This window comes from Streptomyces spongiae, assembly GCF_009377185.1.
Taxonomy (GTDB): Bacteria; Actinomycetota; Actinomycetes; order Streptomycetales; family Streptomycetaceae; genus Streptomyces; species Streptomyces spongiae.
This window is the reverse complement of sequence record NZ_VJZC01000038.1, coordinates 1-17211: the sequence shown is the minus strand read 5'-3', so window position 1 is coordinate 17211 and position 17211 is coordinate 1. Positions and strand designations below refer to the sequence as shown.

Genomic DNA, 17211 nt, shown 5'->3' with positions numbered 1-17211 from the left:
AGCGTCGTCACGGAGATCCAAGACCGTCGAAGACCGATCCGAACAAGGTCAACGCGCGGACCACGTGCGGCAATTCCAGTGGATCGGGGGACGCGAGGGACTCGGCCCGCTCCTCAGCCGTGACACCGAGCAGCGGACTCGTCGGCAGCCGGACGCGCAGTGCCTCGAGTTCGTCCCCGAAGCGGTGGCCGCCGGGTGCGGGCATGCCGAGGCGGGCGGTGAGGAAGTCCTCCAGCTCCTGTGCGTCCCCGACGCCCCGCTCGGTGAGCGCCGAGCGCAGCGGGCCGAGGTCCGCGTAGAGGTGCCGTCCCGCCCGGGGCGGCAGGGCGAGTGCTCCGGCAGCGGTGACGGCGTGGTGCGCGGCGGTGGCCACGCGCGCGTGCACGCGTATCGAGGCGGTGAGCCGGGCGATGACCTCGGCGGGCTCGTCCAGCGCGTACGTGGCGGCCGCGGCGACCGGCGTGGCGATCCGGGCACCCAGCGCGGTGAGCACGTCGAGGACGCGGGCCCGCAGCCGGCTGCCCGCGTCGGTGTCCGGGAAGCGCGCGACGGCGGCCGGCCAGCCGAGCGGGAGGAAGGGGCCGCCGAGGTCGGTGACCACGGTGACCCGGTCGGGCAGCATCTCGGCGGGGCTGAGCAGGACGGTGTCGTGCGGCTCGTGCACGGTGTCGCGCCACGTCTCGTCGCTGACCAGGTGCAGACCCTCGGCCGTGGCGGCCTCGACGGTCTCGTGCAGCAGCTCGGGCGGGGCGACGGTGGCGGTGGGGTCGTCGGCGACGCACAGCACGAGCAGGCGCGGATCACCGCCCTCGTCGCGGATCCTGCGGACGGTCTCCAGGAGGGCGTACGGGTCCGGGACGCCTCCGCAATCGGCCGGTGTCGCCACGTGGAAGGCGGATCTGCCCAGTGCCCGGGTCTCGGGCGCCCACCAGGCGGCGCACGGCCGTGGGACCAGGACGTCACCGCCGAGGGCGGCCGTCAGCGCGAGCAGCAGGGCGGGGGCGCCGGGAGCGGCGGCCGTCCTGTCCGGTGCGGTGGGCAGTCCGCGCCGCTCCCAGTAGCCGCAGGCGGCGTCTCGGAGTGCGGGGCCGCCGCCGGTGGGTTCGGCGTCGGCGCGGTCCGCGGCGGCACAGAGGCGGTCCGTGAGGCCGGGAAGGACGGGGAGCCCCTGGTCGGGGAGGGGCGGGCCGTAGCGGACGGGGCCGTGTCCTTCCGGTTCCGTCCGCCGCATCTGTGCCTCCGCGCAGTCAGTGGTGCGTGCGCCCGGTCCGTCGGACGCGCTGTCCGTCCCGTACGGTGCCGTACGCTCCCTCGGCCTCTGAATACCCACGGTCCCGTCCTGCCATGGGCCTCCGGTCGGGTCGCACCGGTCACACAATCAGCAGAGCCCTAACGGTTCCGTGCGGCCGCCCGGCGGAGCAGGATGCGCTGGACGGCGGCGACGATCGCGCCCGCGATGAGGAGGCAGCCGGCGACCAGGGCCGGGACGGAGTCGGTGAAGGCACCGCCCTCGCCTGCCTGCACCCCGTGCCGCATCCCGTCCGGGTCCGAGGACGGCGCCCGGGAGCGGTCGCCGTGCGGCTCCTTGCCCTGCCGGTCGGCACCGGACGCCACGCTGAAGGTCGCGCTCCACTGCTTGCCCTGCCCACCGGGCGCCGCAGGGCACGTACCGTCGACGCTCCACTCGGACGACTTGCCGTCCTTGTCCGTGCCGCCCTCGAAGTTCCCGGCGGGGGCGATACGGGCGGTGCCGCGGTAGACGAGTCCGGAGGAGTTGTCGGGGGCCGCGGCGGGGGCGGGGCCCGCGGCACGGACGACTGCCGCGCGTCCGGCAGCAGCCCTCGGGCCCCGGAAGGCCGCGGGTTCCGGGACCACCTCGGGCGCCGGAGCTGCCGCGGAGCCGGGGTCGACCAAGGCGTCGGGGACCGCCTCCGGGCCCTGGAACGTCCCGGAGTCGGGAGCCACCGGGTCCAGCCCCGCGCCGGAATCGGGGACTGCTCCGGGAGCGTTTCCCGTCTCAGGGCCGTACCCCGCCGCAGGGTCGTCCCCCGCGGTGGGGTCGTTGCCCGAAGCCGGATCGTTCCCGGTGGCCGGATCGTTCCCGGTCGCCGGATCGTTGCCCGTGGCCGGCTCACCGCCCGTTCCGGGATCGTTGCCCAACGAGGGATCGTGGCCTGCCCCGGGGTCGTTGCCCGAGCCGGGGTCCCGCCCTGAACCGGGATCGTCTCCGCCCGACTCACGCCGCAGCGTGACGGTGCCCTGCTCGAAGGCCTGGGACGCGGCGTCGATGGTGTCGGGCGGGGTACCGCCGGTCGGGTCGCAGGTGACGGAGACCGTGACCGTTCCGCCGGGCGCGACGGTGTGCGGGCTGACCTCCGCCGTGGGCTCGCCGGCCGCGACCGGGGCGGCGGCGCCCAGGACGATGCCGACCAGGGTGGCGGCGGACAGGACACAGGCTCTGCGGCGCATGGGCGGGGCTCCTTCGGCCGGCTGCGACGGGCTCGGGGCACGACCGCCGCGCCCTGTCCGTCCATCACAGCCCCCCGACCGCCGCCCCGCTCGCGGCCGGGCACCATTAGCGGGACACGGGACCGCCGAGCGGGTGACTGGAGCGCCGAGGGGGTGACCGGCGCGGGGCCGCCCGCGTTCCCCTAGTTCGACAACGAGGCCAGTTCCCTCTCCAGGCCCCGCCCCCGCTTGTCCACGACGGCACCCGCGACCTCCGTGAGCTTGCGGTTGGTGCCCTGGGAGATACGCCGAAGCACTCCGAACGCGGCGTCGGCGTCACAGCCCAGGACGTGCATGACCATCCCGCACGCCTGGTCGACCACGGGCCGGGAGCGGAGCGCGGCACCCAGCTGGTCGACCTCGGCGAGCGCGGCGCGGTAGGAGCGGTCGCGCACGAGACCGGTCGCCGCGAGATCGCCGAGCGCTCGGGCCGGGCCGTGCGGGGCGTCCTCCAGGGCGCCGGGCCGGAAGCTGTACAGACTGAGGGTCACGGTCAGTCCCGAGCGCCGGAACGGGATGGTGACGCTGGACCGTACTCCGGAGTCGAGGGCCACGGCCCGGTACTCCGGCCAGCGCTCGTCGCGCAGCAGGTCCGCCGAGTCGACGGGCTCTCCGCGTTCCAGTGCGGCGGGGATGGGCCCGTCGCCGGAGCGGAACTGGACCGAGACCAGTCCGGCGAGGTCGGGGTGGGTGACCGCTGCGGGTCGTTCCATGCCGCCTTCGAACACCGTGCTGCTCGCGCCACAGCACTCGCTGGTGCAGCGGGCGGCCTGTTCGGCGAGTTCGGACAGCCTTCTTGCGGGAAGGGCGGATTCGGGTGACTCCGTTCCCACATGACCGCGGTGTTCGGTTTCCGGCATGCCTCATGCCTCCTCTCTCCCCGCGCGTTCCCGCTCACCTGCGGCGAAAACCGCTGTCATGCTTTCCGGATCCTCCATCCCCGTCAGAGCCCGGACACGTTACGTTCGTCGCATGACGCAGACGGGCGAATTCGGTGAGGAGCTCGCGGATTTCGTACGCCGTGTCGCGGAGCTCAAGGCGGCCAGGTCGGTGCCGAGAGACGACCTGCCGACGGTACTCGACGCCGCGATCTTCGAACTCGACCACGTGGCCGATCAGTTGTGGCCCTGGTACGAACGGATCGTCACATCCGGCCCGCCCGGCGGGGCCTCCGCGGACCGCCAGGAGCTCCAGTTGCTGAAGGCCGTCTTCCAACGGCTGCCGCTGCCGGTCGCGTTGGTGGACCGCGAGACCGTGGTGCGCCGGCTGAACTTCGCGGCGACCTCCTTCACCGGCGTACGGGCGGGCTCGGCCACGGGGCGGCCGCTGTCCGGGTTCCTGGCCCGTGCGGACCGGGTGGCGTTCCGCACACAGGCCGCCGCGGTGGCACGCGGCGAGGGCGACCGCAGCCTGACCGTCCACCTACAGCAGCGCCCCACGGTACCGGTGCGCGCGACGCTGAGCGCGCTACGGCCCAGCAACGAACCGCGCACCGGTGTCCTCGTCGTACTGCAGCCCGCGGGCACCCGCGTCCCGGCCGCCGACAGTCCCGTACGCCCGCTGCCGAACCTCACCGAGACGACCCGGCACGCGGCGCTGATGGACCTGCTGGACACGATGACCACGGCCCTGCTCACCGTGCCCGCCGACCAGGCCCTCGACCGGGCCGCGCGGGTGCTGCACGGACGGTTCGCGGACTGGGTGGTGGCCGACGCGGGGGCCGCCCGCCTCTCCCGTACGACGGTCCTCGGCCCGTCGGACGACGACGCGGCGACCGTGGCCGCGCAGGACCCTGCCACGTGCCCTCTCGTGGTCGAGGCGGCCCGCGGCGGCTCCGCCTCGCTCCAGGTGCGCCCCGAGGACCCCGGCGCCTTCGGACACGACACCTCGGGCGCCCCCGTCCTCGTCCGGGCCAACGTCACCTCACTCCTGTGCGTGCCGCTGGCCGCCCCTGACGGCCTGCTCCACGGCGTCCTCACCCTGTTCCGCTCGGGCGCCCGCCTGGCCTTCTCGATGGCGGAGGCCCAGGCGATGGACATGATGGCGAGACACGTGGCGCTGGCGATGGGGAGCGCCCCGACAGGGGCGCGGGGAACTGTGCGACAAGCCACAGAAGACCGCCAGTCGGCAGACATCCCGCACCCCGACGACGCTACGCCGCCTCCCTCATCACCTGCTCCCGCAACCGATCACAGCACCGGCTGATCAACCGCGACACATGCATCTGCGAGATCCCGAGTTGCTCGGCGATCCGGCTCTGCGTCATGTCGTCGAAGAACCGCATGTACAGAATGGCCCGCTCCCGCTCCGGCAGCGCCGCCAGCCGCGGCTTGACCGCCTCGCGGTCGACCACCGTGTCGAGCGCCGGGTCGGGCGACCCGAGCGCGTCGCTCAGCGAGTAACCGTCCTCGCTGCCGGGCAGCTCCGCGTCCAGGGAGAGCGCGGTGAAGCTCTCCAGGGCTTCGAGGCCGACCCGGACCTCCTCCTCGGTGATGCCGGCGTGCTCGGCGATCTCGGCGACGGTGGGCCGACGGCCGGAGATGGTCTGGGACAGATCCTGGCTCGCGAAGCGCACACGGTTGCGCAGGTCCTGGACGCGACGCGGTACGTGCAGGGTCCACATGTGGTCGCGGAAGTGACGCTTGATCTCACCGGTGACGGTGGGGACGGCGTAGCTCTCGAAGGCGTTGCCGCGTTCGGGGTCGTACCGGTCGACGGCCTTGACCAGGCCGAGGGCCGCGACCTGGCGCAGGTCCTCGTAGCTCTCGCCGCGGCTGCGGAACCGTCCCGCGAGCCGCTCGGCCATGGGCAGCCATGCCTCCACGATCTCGTCGCGGAGTGCGTCCCGCTGCGGGCCCGGGGGGAGCGAGGCGAGCTTGCAGAACGCTTCGGCGGTGTCGGGGGCGTCGTCGTGCGGGTGGTGCTTCGCGCTTGCCTGAGTTCGCATGGTGCGTCGCAACTCCCTTGCAGGTGCTCTGGGTTGGACGGTCACCGTGGGAGCGCACCCGTGCTCGACCGGGCACACCCGTGGTGAGGTTCCACCGCTCCCACGGACGTGCCTCCTGTCCGAAGCACTGTGAATCCGCCTGCCCGGGGGTCCGCGCGGCAAACACCCCGGACCGGCGTCAGGTTTTCCGGCAGGCGCTCTGGTGACTCGGGAGATGCCGTTTCCTCGCCTCTTCCTTGCTGGAGGGTCCATGAGCACCACGGTCGCCGACCACATCCTGCGGAGGCTGCGCGAGTGGGGTGTGGCGGATGTCTTCGGTTACCCCGGCGACGGGATCAACGGCCTGCTCGCCGCGTGGGGACGGGCCGAGAACCAGCCCCGGTTCGTGCAGTCGCGGCACGAGGAGATGTCCGCCTTCGAGGCGGTCGGTTACGCCAAGTTCAGCGGCCGCCTCGGAGTGTGCGCGGCCACGTCCGGGCCGGGCGCGATCCACCTGCTCAACGGCCTGTACGACGCCAAACTGGACCATGTGCCGGTGCTGGCGATCGTGGGCCAGACGCACCGCACGGCGATGGGCGGCTCGTACCAGCAGGAGGTGGACCTGCACACGCTGTTCAAGGACGTCGCCTCGGACTTCGTGGAGACCGTGACGGTGCCGGAACAGCTGCCGAACGTGCTGGACCGGGCGATCCGCACCGCGTACGCGCGCCGCGCCCCCACCGCCGTGATCGTCCCCGGCGACGTCCAGGAGCTCGCATACTCGGCCCCCACCCACGAGTTCAAGATGGTTCCCTCCAGCCTGGACCGCAGCGCGTGGACCGCGACGCCCTCGCAGGAGTCGCTGGAGCGGGCCGCCGAGATCCTCAACTCCGGTGACAAGGTGGCCATTCTGGCCGGACAGGGTGCCCGCGGGGCCCGCGCGGAGGTCGAGCGGATCGCCGAGCTGCTCGGCGCGGGCGTCGCGAAGGCGCTGCTCGGCAAGGACGCGCTGAGCGACGAACTGCCGTATGTGACGGGCTCGATCGGCCTGCTGGGCACCCGCCCCTCGTACGAGCTGATGCGCGACTGCGACACGCTGCTGACCATCGGCTCGTCCTTCCCGTACTCCCAGTTCCTGCCGGAGTTCGGCAGGGCGCGGGCGGTGCAGATCGACATCGACCCGCACATGGTCGGGATGCGCTACCCGTACGAGGTGAACCTGGTCGGCGACGCGCAGGCGACCCTGCAACGCCTGATCCCGATGCTGGACGGGGAGAGCCGGGGCCGTGAGTGGTACGACACGGTGTGCGCGAACGTCGTCCGCTGGCGTGACGTCATGGAGCGGCGCGCGGAGCTGTCGGCACACCCGATCAACCCGGAGTACGTGGCCCACGCACTGGATCCGCTGCTGCCCGGCAGCGCGGTCGTCTCCTCCGACTCCGGTTCCGCTGCGAACTGGTACGCACGGCACCTCACGATGCGGGACGGCATGAGGGGGTCCCTGTCGGGCACGCTGGCGACGATGGGCTGCGGGGTGCCGTACGCGATCGGGGCGAAGTTCGCGCATCCGGACCGTCCGGCGATCGCACTGGTCGGGGACGGCGCCATGCAGATGAACGGCATGGCGGAGCTGATCACGGCGGCCAAGTACCAGGACCGCTGGGAGGACCCGCGACTGGTGGTGGGCGTCTTCAACAACCACGACCTGAACCAGGTGACCTGGGAGATGCGGGCGATGGAGGGCGAACCCTCCTTCCTGCCCTCCCAGGAGATCCCGGACGTCCAGTACGCCGCGTTCGCCCGCTCCCTGGGCCTGACCGGCATCCGCGTGGAGAAGGCCGAGGACGTCGAGGCCGGCTGGCGCGCGGGCCTGGAGGCCGACGGCCCCGCGGTGATCGAGTTCCTGACGGACCCGGCCGTCCCGCCGGTCCCGCCCCACGCGACCTGGGACCAGATGGAGTCCACGGCGGCAGCCGTCCTCAAGGGCGACGCGGACCGGGGTGCGATGGTGCGCCAGGGCTTCAAGGCGAAGGTGCAGGAGTTCCTGCCGGGGCGGGAGAAGAAGCATTAGCCGACTGTGACTCGCCGGTACGCCATAGCCGCTGCGGACGCGGAACGATCAGCGACCGTGGTTGTGCATGACGTGCTTGGTGCGGGAGTAGTCGTCCAGGGCGTAGATCGACAGGTCCCGTCCGTAACCGGATCCCTTGAAGCCGCCCCAGGGGACTTCGCCGGCCAGGACGAGATGGGAGTTGACCCAGACGGTTCCGAAGTCGAGGCGCGCGGCGATGTCGTGGCTGCGGCGGGCGCTCTCGGTCCACACCGATGCCGACAGGCCGAGAGGGACGTCGTTGGCGCGTCGCACCGCTTCCTCCTCGTCAGTGAAGGTCTCCACCGAGATCACAGGACCGAAGATCTCCTCGCGGGCGACTTCGGCTCCTTCGGGGACGTCGACCAGCACGGTCGGGGCCACGAAGTAGCCGGGCCCGTCGAGGGCCACGCCTCCGGTCGCCGCCCGGACGCCTTCGTTCCTCGCGCGCTCCAAATAGCCCGTGACACGGTCGAAGTGCGCCTTGGAGACCATGGGGCCGACCTCGACGTCGTCGCCGGAGGCCGGCTCCCCGACGACCAGGGACCGGACTTCGCCGACGAGTTGCTCGACGAACCGCTCGGCGATCGACTCGTGGACGAGTACGCGGCAGGCGGCTCCGCATTCCTGGCCCGAGTTCCAGAAGCCGGCGGTGCGCAACGACGATGCGGCTGCCGTGAGATCGGCGTCCGGGAAGATCACGACCGGGGCCTTGCCGCCCAGTTCGAGGTGCACCCGCTTGAGGGTGTCGGCCGCGGCTCGGGCGACGGCGCGACCGCTGGAGACCGAACCGGTCAGGGCGATCATGTCAACATCCGGGTGCGCGGCGAGCCGGGCGCCCACGGTCGGGCCGTATCCGGTGACGACGTTGACCACTCCGGGCGGCAGGAGGTCGGCGACGAGTTCGGCGAACTTCAGGGTGGTCAGCGGAGTCTGCTCGGACGGCTTGATGACGAGGGTGTTGCCGGCCGCGAGAACGGGGGCGATCTTCCAGGCCGCCATGAGCAGGGGATAGTTCCACGGGGTGATCACGCCGATCACGCCGAGCGGTTCGCGCAGGATGACCGAGAGGTGGTCCTCGGCGTAATCACCGGCGGCCATGGAGGTGGTAGCGCGCAGGGCGCCGGCCATGAAGCGGAAGGTGTCGATGGTCATGGCGACGTCGTCCCGCGACACCGCGAGCGGCTTGCCGGTGTTCGCCGACTCCAGTTTGACGAGGAGTTCGGTGTGCTCGGTCAGTCGGTCGGCGATGGCGTGCAGCACTTCCGAGCGGTCCTTGGGGACCCGCCGCGCCCACCGGTCCTTGGCCGCGACCGCGGCGGCGACCGCTCGGTCGACGTCCTCGGGGGTTCCCTCGGGAATCCGGGCGATGACGCTCTCCGTACTCGGGTCGACCACGTCGATGACGCGCTCGGTCGACCCGTCGAGGGGTTTCCCATCGATGAAGTGCCCGTCGATGAAGTGCCGGGCCGGAGGAAGGTCGGTCGTGGTGATCAGCGGCTGTGGGTCCGCTGCGCGTCGAACCGTGGCTGTCGTAGGGCCGGTGGCAGTGGTCATGATCAGTGGCTCCTTGAGTGTGGTCGTGTGAAACCGTCCGTCACCGTGCCGCCGACAGTTGCGGCAGCGCCTCGACCAGGGCGGAGATCCTGGCAGTTGTGACGGCGTCGAGGCCGAGCAGTGGCTCGCGGGGCTCGCCGACCGGGAATCCGGCCGCGTTCAGCGCGGCCTTGACCGCCGGAATGAACGGGGCGGACATGATCGCGTCCATCAGCGGATAGATCCGTGCCCATTCGGCTCGCGCGCGTTCCAGGTCGCCGTCGCGCAACGCACGGTGGATCGAGACCAGTTGGGCCGGCATCACGTTCGCCGTCCCGGCCATGACGCCGGCGGCGCCCTCGGAGACGGCCTGCAACAGGAGGCTGTCCCAGCCGATGAAGGTGGAGATGACATCGCCGTAGCGGTGGATCAGCTGCCCGGCCTGGGCCATGTCGGCGCTGGTGTCCTTGATGTACTGGATGTTGTCGACCTCACGGGCGAGCCGTCCGACGGTCTCCGGCGAGAGGTTGACGCCGGTGGCGCCCGGCAGGTTGTAGAGCATGATCGGAATGTCCACCGCGTCGGCGACGGTCCGCAGATAGTGCAGCGTCTCGTCGAGTGTGAGCGGCTCGTAGTACGGGGTGACCACCATCAGGACCGACGCTCCGGCGGCCTGTGCGTGGCGGGACAGTTCGACGGCTTCCCTCGTGCTCACCGCACCGGTCTGCGCGATGACCGGCACACGTCCGGCTGCCTGGTCGATGACGGTCTCGACGACCTGGCGCCGTTCCGCGCCGCTCATCGCCGCGAACTCACCGGTGGATCCGCAGGCGACGACTCCGTCGACCCCGCCGTCGACGCTGCGGTCGACCAGGCGGCGCAGTGTCTTCTCGTCGATCTGCCCGTTCTCCCCCTCCTCCCCGCCCGACGTGAACGGTGCGGCGAGTGCGGTGAGGACACCGCTCAGCTGTGACGACTGTGACGACATTCTTGAGTCTCCTCAGGTGAAGCCGGGGGTGGGGATGCGGAGTTACGAGGCCACCGGGGTCAGGTCACGTCCCGCGGTCTGCCGGTCGGTGGCCAGCAGGCTCTGGGCCTCCTGCGCGGCCGACAGGCCGGTCTGGATCGCGGTCTCGGTGTAGAGGGTGCCGAGGTAGTCACCGGCCAGGAGCACCCTTCCGGTGCGGCGGGTCAGGGTCTGCTGGAGCTTGCCGCGACCGGGGAAGCAGTAGGGCGCGCCCGTGGGCCAGCGCTGGACCTCGGCTTCGACGACCTTGTCGGCGAAGCCGGGCAGGACCTGGTCCAGGTCGTCGAGGTAGATCCGACGGATCTTGTCGTCGTCGTGCTCCAGCAGTTCGCGCGCCAGACTGCCCGGCGAGAAGGTCATGAGGCTGCTGCCGGGCCGGCGTTCCTGCTCGTAACCGTGCACGACGTTCGACATGTTCAGCGCGACGTTGAAGGACCGCTTCGGCGTCGCGATGCCGTAGGCGCCGTCCCAGACCTGACGCCCGGTCTCGTCGGTGAGGAAAGCCGCGCTCACGTAGGGGCCGTAGACGATCTTCGACAGCGCCTCGCGGACATCGCGGTCGAGGTCGACGGCGACACGGTGGCTGACGGTCGCGGGAGTGGCCAGGACCACGCAGCGCGCCTCGACCTCCTGCTCGACTCCGTCCTGCCGGTAACGGACTACGGCGTGGCCCTTCTTCTGGACGATCTCGTCGACGGTCGCGTTCAGCCGCACCCGGTCCGACAGGGCCACGGCGATACTCTCGGTGAGAGTGGACGGCCCGCCGAGGATGTTCTGGGAGAGCCCGGCACCGATGTTCCACACCAGGCTGAAGTACCCGACGCCCGCGCCGGCCGACAGCTGGTCGATGTCGGCGGCAGAACGGGTCACCGTGGGCTTGAACAGGGCCTCGGCGTCCTCGGGCAGGTCGCCGATGAAGTCCTTGAAGGAACGGTCGTTCATGAAGTCGTAGATCCGCTGCTGGCGTTGGGCCTCGGTCTCGCCCCGGCGCCGCTGCACGATACGGGCGTAGCGGGCGACCTGCAGCGCGACCTTGGCGCCCGCCTTGACCATGCCGACGCGCGCCGACAGGGGCATCGGAATTCGGAACGGGTAGCTCTCCACCCGGCCCTTGAGCAGCAGCTTGCCGTTCATCGACAGTCCGGCCAGTGAGCCGGGCACCGGCACCGAGTCGACACCGGTGCTGTTCAGCAGCCATGACGTGGCCGAGTCGCCGCCGGCGTAGACGTGACCGCCCCAGTTGAGCCAGTACGGTCCGCGGCGCTCCGACCGGACACGCCCCCCGACCCGTCCCCCGGACTCCAGCAGGAGCGTGTCCCAGTGCCGCAGGCGCCAGCCGGCGGCGAGTCCCGCGATGCCGCCTCCCACGATCACTACGTCCTTCATCGGTGCCCTCCTGCGCAGTTGCGGGTGAAGATGTCGGCTGGTCGAAGAGGATCGCCGCGCGATGTCCGGTGGGTCAGACGCCCGCGGGGCGGCTGACGGGCTTCGCGCTGCGGGGTGCCAGTGCGGCGCACTCGTGCAGGGCCATGCCGCGTGTCTCGGGCGCCCACAGGACGGAGACGACGGCGCCGACCACGTTGATGGCGGCGGCCGCGAGCATGGTGCCGCCGACGCCCCAGCTGGTCAGGGCCATCGGGACGAGGTAGGTGCCGACGGCGGCGCCGATACGGCTGGTGGAGGAGGCGAGGCCGACGGCGGATCCGCGTACCTCGGTCGGGAACAGCTCGTTCGGGTAGACCCACTGCAGGATCTGAGTGCCGCCGATGATGACCGCGTACAGCGCGAAGAGGGTCAGGACCACGCCCGACGATGCGTCGGGGAAGAGGCCGAGCAGCAGCAGGGCCAGGCCCGACCAGACGAAGCTGTGGATGACGAGGGGGCGCCGGCCCATACGGTTCACGCAGAGCAGGGCGATCGCACAGCCGATGAGGAACATGACGGTGATCATGGCCTCACCGATGTTGGCGAGGCCGCCCTCCAGGTGGAGCGCGTCCAGGATCTTCGAACCGAAGGCGTATATGGCGAAGAGCGGGATGATGGAACAGGTCCAGAAGACGGAGATGTAGAGCATCCGTCCGCCGTAGCCGGAGCGCATGATCGCCTTGAGGTCGACGTTCTCGCGCTCCTCCGCCTCGTCCGGCAGGTCGGCGATCGTCACGTCGGGGCCGTAGACCTTCTTGAGGACGGCCTCGGCCTCCTCGGTGCGGCCCTTGTTCGCCAGCCAGCGCGGGGATTCGGGCGTGCCATGGCGCAGCAGCACGATGATCGTGGCGGGCAGCGTGGCACTGGCGAGCATCCACCGCCACGCGTCGTCACTGAGCGACGACAGCAGGACCTCGCCGACGATGTACGCCGTGGCGGCGCCGACGAACCACATGACTACCAGGCCGCCCAGCAGCGGCCCCCGGTAGCGGCGCGGGGTGAACTCGGCCAGCAGCGAGGTGGCGATGGGGTAGTCCGCGCCGACCGCCATGCCGATCAGCAGACGCAGGACGAACAGCCACACCGGATCGGTGGCCCAGAACTGGGCGATCGAGCAGCCGATGATGGCGATCAGGTCGATGGTGTACAGGAGCTGTCGGCCGAACTTGTCGGTCAGCCAGCCGCCCACGAACGCGCCGAGGAAGATGCCGATGAGAGCGGAGGCGCCGATCAGGCCCTGCGCGGAGTCGGACAGCTTTAGCTGCGGCGTGATCTGCACCATGGCGACGCCGATGATGCTCAGGACGTAGCCGTCGAGGAACGGGCCCCCTGAGGAGTACAGCGCCAGTTTCTTGTGGAAGCGCGACAGGGGCGCGTCATCCAGTCGGTTTCCCGCGTTCGGTCCTGCGGTTGCGGTCATCACAGCCTCCGGGAGCGGTTCCCGGACCCACTCGTGCGAGGGTGGGTCCGAGCCAGGTCGGGGTTGATGTCTTGAGGTCGGTGCCGGACGCCCGGTGGCTGCCTTGGTCGGAAGCCCGGGCCACCATCACCGCGGTTCTGGTGTCGCGAGTGCCGTCGTGGTGATCGGGGCGAACGCGCGGTTTCCTGGGGACGCCGACAGCGTGGCTGCCGGATGGCAACGAAGTATGTGAAGGCCGGAGGCGGCCAACAATGCCCCCGCTGCCGTGCCGGGCGCCGGGGTACCTCTGAGTCAGAAATTCGGCTACGGTTCCCGCCATGGCCGGCCGCCCCCGCGACGACGTGGTCCTCACCGAGGACGAACGGGCCGCACTGCTGATGTGGACCCGCAGTCGCACCTGCTCACAGGCCAGGGCCCTGCGTGCTCAGATCGTGCTGGCGTGCGAGGACGAGCCCACCAACACCGCCGTCGCCCATCGCCTCGGGGTCTCCCGCGACATGGTCGGCAAGTGGCGCGCCCGCTTCCTCGCCGAACGGCTGGACGGCCTGGACGAGCAGCCTCGTCCCGGGCGGCCTCCCACGGCCGACGACGACACCGTGGCGCACGTCCTCGTCCGCACCCTCACCCCGCCACCGCCCGGCGCCAGACGGAGTTGGTCAACCCGTTCCATGGCGGCTGAGACCGGCCTCAGCCAGAGCACGGTGAGCCGGATCTGGCGGACCTACCGCGTCCAGCCGGGTGAGCACGTCACTGCGGGGCCGCGCCGGGCCTGGTCCCTGCCGGACCACGCCGAGGAGATCGTCGGTCTGCACATAGCCCCACCGGTGTGCGTACTGGCTGTGACGGCCCGGGCGGGACGGGACGGAGCAGCGCGCCCCGCTGCGGCGACCGCGGCCGGCCGGCTGTTCGGCCAGGACCGGGAGGCGCCTCATGTACTGGCCGTGGCCTGCGCCTTCGCGGCTCTGCGGGGCAAGCAGCACACGGAGGACGCACCCGGGGGCCCCGCCATGCGCGCGTTTGTGGAGCGGGCGAGGTCGGCGGCGGGTGCCGGGGAAGTCGTGCACTTGCTGGCGCACGGGATACCGGCACAGGCACGCCACACGGTCCAGCGACCGGACACGGCCGCGCGCCGGCACCACGTACCCGGCCTCGCGGCGTGGACCGAGGAGATCCAGCGCCTCCTCGCCGCTGATGCCCCACTCCCACGTGAGGCGTCGTCCGACCTGCCCCGACTACGCGACGCGCTGCTGAGCTGGTCCACCACATGGACCCCCTCCGCGGCCCCGTTCACCCGGATCGCCACTCCGCGCCCGTCCTACGACAACCCGTCCTACGGCGGCACGTCCCACGACGGCCCGGCCATCTGCGGCTCTGACAACGACTCGAACGCCGGGGAAGCGCGCGCACTCGGCCACCCCGCCGTTCCCGCCGCACGGCGGATCGCATCCGGCGATGCTCCGCCCGGCGCCCCCATCACCTCCGACCCCGTAGTGGGCCTGCTGCGAGAAGCCGTCCTCGCTGGTGGTCACCAGCCCGGCGACCGTGTGCGGGAGGCGCCGCTCGCGGTCCGCCTCGGCGTCTCACGCCGAGTCGTCCGTGCGGGGCTGCGGGCGCTGGCGGACGAGGGCATGCTCGAACATCTCCCTGGTGGCGCCGCTGCCGTCCCCACCGTCACGGCCAAGGACGTCCTCGATCTCTACGCCCTGCGCGCCAGCCTCGGTGCCCTGCTCGTCCGCCGCGTCGCCATGCTCGGCCCGGAGAACCTCGCCCCGGCCTCGGCGGCCCTCGCGGAGGTCCGCTCCGCGGCCCGGGACAACGACCACGCGCGCATACGCGAGGTCGACCTGCGGTACCAGGACGCCCTCGCCCGTATCGCGGACCTCCCGCAGGCCGCCGGCACCTTCGAACGCCTCACGGCCCGCCTGCGCATGTTCGTCAACGTGCTGGACATGGACTACAGCCAGGCCTGCGACACCATCGCGGGCGAGGACACCGCCGTCCACGACGCGTTGCGCGACGCCGACGGAAACGAGGCGGCCCGCCTGTGGCGGGTCAAGATCGAACGCTGCGTCCGCTACATGATCGCCCAGCTCCCCGAGGACGACGTCGCCCCGCATGTGTGGACCACCTTGGCGGGCAGGCCGCGTCTTCGCCCGGGGATCCCCTGAGCGCAGGGCACTGACGCGGAGAGCCTGCTCAGATGGCGTCGCGAAGGTCAGATGGCGTCGCGAATGGCGCGTTCGAAGCCCACGACGTGACTGCGGGCGAGTTGCGCCGCCTTGTCGGGTTCACCGGCGACGATCGCCTCGATCAAGGGGCCGTGCTCTTCGACGTGACCGGCCATGTTGGACAGACGGTCGACGAACAGGCACCAGATGCGGGTGGCCAGGTTGTCGTGGCGGACGAGCGTGTCCTCCAGGTACGGGTTGTGCGTGGTGGTGTAGATGGCGCGGTGGACCTGAAGATCCAGGCGCATGAGCTCGGTGGCGTCCTGCCGACCGGAATCCGCGCTCTCCAGCTCCCGCCGTAGGGCCGTCAGCATCGCCCGGTCCGTGGCCGTGGCGCGTCGCGCGGCCTGGGCGGCGGCGAGGGGTTCGAGTTCCTGGCGCACCTCGGAGATATGGGCCAGGTCGGTGATGTTGACCTCGGTGGCGAAGGTGCCGCGCCGCGGGTAGGTCGTGATGAGGCGCTCGTACTGGAGCCGCTTGAGCGCCTCGCGCACCGGCGTCCGTCCGACGGCGAGGGACTGCGCCAACTGGTCCTCGTTGATCGGCGCACCCGGGCGGATCTCGAGCATGATGAGCCGGTCACGGATCGCGCGGTAGGCGCGTTCGGCGAGGGACAGCTCCTCGCCTGCGGGCTGCTCGGTCACCACCTGCTGCATGAGGCCCCCTTGACCTGTCCGGCGAGCTCCCATACCTTACCGCAGAGTCTGATATATCAGTTGCCCATCAGTCGACTCTCAGGATGGTGCGCAGATGGCAACGAACCCGTCGACCACCACGGCCCCCTCCCCGCTCCACCTCCCGCTCAGCGAGCTCGACCCGGACATCGCCACCGCGGTGGACGCCGAGCTGCACCGCCAGCAGTCCACCCTGGAGATGATCGCCTCGGAGAACTTCGCCCCGGCCGCCGTCATGGAGGCCCAGGGCTCGGTACTGACCAACAAGTACGCCGAGGGCTACCCGGGCCGCCGCTACTACGGCGGCTGCGAACACGTCGACGTCGTCGAGCAGTTGGCCATCTCCCGGGTGAAGGACCTGTTCGGCGCCGAGGCCGCGAACGTGCAGCCGCACTCGGGCGCCCAGGCCAACGCGGCGGCGATGTTCGCGCTGCTGGGGCCCGGCGACACGATCCTCGGCCTCGACCTGGCGCACGGCGGCCACCTGACCCACGGCATGCGCCTCAACTACTCCGGCAAGCTCTACAACGTCGTGCCGTACCACGTTCGCGAGTCCGACATGCGCATCGACATGGACGAGGTCGAGCAGCTCGCCCTCGCCCACCGGCCGAAGATGATCGTCGCGGGCTGGTCGGCCTACCCCCGGAGGCTGGACTTCGGCGCGTTCCGGCGGATCGCCGACGCGGTGGGCGCGTATCTGATGGTGGACATGGCGCACTTCGCCGGACTGGTGGCCGCGGGCCTTCACCCGAACCCGGTGCCGTACGCCGATGTCGTGACGACCACCACGCACAAGACCCTCGGCGGCCCGCGCGGCGGTGTGATCCTCAGCCGCGCCGACCTCGCCAAGAAGATCAACTCAGCGGTCTTCCCCGGCCAGCAGGGCGGCCCCTTGGAACACGTCATCGCGGCGAAGGCGGTGGCCTTCAAGGTGGCGGCGGGCGAGGAGTTCAAGGAGCGCCAACAGCGGACCCTGCACGGCGCCCGCATCCTCGCGGGACGGCTACTGGCCGACGACGTGGCCGAGGCCGGTATCACGGTCCTGACCGGCGGCACCGAAGTCCACCTGGTCCTCGTGGACCTGCGCCGCTCCGTGCTGGACGGGCGGCAGGCCGAGGACCGGCTGCACAGCGTCGGCATCACCGTCAACCGCAACGCGGTGCCGTTCGACCCGCGCCCGCCGATGGTCTCCTCGGGGCTGCGGATCGGCACCCCGGCCCTGGCCACCCGGGGCTTCGGCGAGGCGGAGTTCCGGGAGGTCGCCGACATCATCGCCCAGGCCCTGAAGGACGAGCAGCTCGGCGACGAGCGCGCGGGCCTGCTGCGCGACCGGGTCGAGAAGCTCGCCGACGCGTTCCCCCTCTATCCCCATCTGCCC

General features: G+C 71.3%; 13 protein-coding genes. 4 read left to right on the top strand and 9 right to left on the bottom strand.

Translation table 11 applies throughout. From position 1 onward, the window contains the following. Positions 1–7: 7 nt before the first annotated feature. The 3 genes from FNH08_RS08670 to FNH08_RS08660 form a co-directional block, all read right to left on the bottom strand. Positions 8–1231 carry an aminotransferase class I/II-fold pyridoxal phosphate-dependent enzyme gene (locus tag FNH08_RS08670; RefSeq protein WP_152770814.1) on the bottom strand — a complete coding sequence of 408 codons (1224 nt, stop codon included), beginning with the start codon at positions 1229–1231 and terminating at the stop codon, positions 8–10. 158 nt (positions 1232–1389) lie between these two features. Beyond that, positions 1390–2469, bottom strand: coding sequence for an ICP22 family protein (locus tag FNH08_RS50655; RefSeq protein WP_194238426.1), 1080 nt, complete (start codon positions 2467–2469; stop codon positions 1390–1392). 182 nt (positions 2470–2651) lie between these two features. Next, a complete protein-coding gene (locus FNH08_RS08660) occupies positions 2652–3368 on the bottom strand; it encodes an ANTAR domain-containing response regulator (RefSeq protein WP_152770813.1) in 717 nt (238 codons plus the stop codon). A 112-nt stretch (positions 3369–3480) separates the two neighbouring features. Here FNH08_RS08660 and FNH08_RS08655 point away from each other — a divergent pair, with 112 nt between their 5' ends. Then, positions 3481–4713 carry a PAS domain-containing protein gene (locus tag FNH08_RS08655; protein WP_152770812.1) on the top strand — a complete coding sequence of 411 codons (1233 nt, stop codon included), beginning with the start codon at positions 3481–3483 and terminating at the stop codon, positions 4711–4713. Here FNH08_RS08655 and FNH08_RS08650 read toward each other — a convergent pair. Beyond that, on the bottom strand, positions 4661–5455 hold the full coding sequence (locus FNH08_RS08650) for an RNA polymerase sigma factor SigF (RefSeq protein ID WP_152770811.1): 795 nt from the start codon (positions 5453–5455) through the stop codon (positions 4661–4663). The genes FNH08_RS08655 and FNH08_RS08650 overlap by 53 nt on opposite strands. A gap of 250 nt (positions 5456–5705) precedes the next feature. Here FNH08_RS08650 and FNH08_RS08645 point away from each other — a divergent pair, with 250 nt between their 5' ends. Beyond that, entirely contained in the window at positions 5706–7505 is a 1800-nt protein-coding gene (locus tag FNH08_RS08645) for a thiamine pyrophosphate-requiring protein (protein WP_152770810.1), read from the top strand. Positions 7506–7553: 48 nt separating this feature from the next. Here FNH08_RS08645 and FNH08_RS08640 read toward each other — a convergent pair whose 3' ends face one another. The 4 genes from FNH08_RS08640 to FNH08_RS08625 form a co-directional block, all read right to left on the bottom strand. Then, entirely contained in the window at positions 7554–9080 is a 1527-nt protein-coding gene (locus FNH08_RS08640; RefSeq protein WP_152770809.1) for an aminobutyraldehyde dehydrogenase, read from the bottom strand. Between the two features lie 40 nt (positions 9081–9120). Beyond that, entirely contained in the window at positions 9121–10047 is a 927-nt protein-coding gene (locus FNH08_RS08635; RefSeq protein WP_152770808.1) for a dihydrodipicolinate synthase family protein, read from the bottom strand. Between the two features lie 42 nt (positions 10048–10089). Beyond that, complete coding sequence (locus FNH08_RS08630; RefSeq protein WP_152770807.1) at positions 10090–11472, bottom strand: FAD-dependent oxidoreductase; 1383 nt, start codon at positions 11470–11472, stop codon at positions 10090–10092. 73 nt (positions 11473–11545) lie between these two features. Continuing rightward, entirely contained in the window at positions 11546–12931 is a 1386-nt protein-coding gene (locus FNH08_RS08625; protein WP_152770806.1) for an MFS transporter, read from the bottom strand. 317 nt (positions 12932–13248) lie between these two features. Here FNH08_RS08625 and FNH08_RS08620 point away from each other — a divergent pair, with 317 nt between their 5' ends. Beyond that, on the top strand, positions 13249–15099 hold the full coding sequence (locus FNH08_RS08620) for a helix-turn-helix domain-containing protein (protein WP_152770805.1): 1851 nt from the start codon (positions 13249–13251) through the stop codon (positions 15097–15099). A 47-nt stretch (positions 15100–15146) separates the two neighbouring features. On the opposite strand, the gene FNH08_RS08615 is transcribed toward FNH08_RS08620, so the two are convergent. Continuing rightward, positions 15147–15815, bottom strand: a complete 669-nt coding sequence (locus FNH08_RS08615; protein WP_152770804.1) for a GntR family transcriptional regulator — start codon at positions 15813–15815, stop codon at positions 15147–15149. Between the two features lie 94 nt (positions 15816–15909). Here FNH08_RS08615 and glyA point away from each other — a divergent pair. Beyond that, positions 15910–17211, top strand: a 1302-nt coding sequence (gene glyA / locus FNH08_RS08610) for a serine hydroxymethyltransferase (protein WP_152770803.1), incomplete at its 3' end; no start/stop codon positions are given.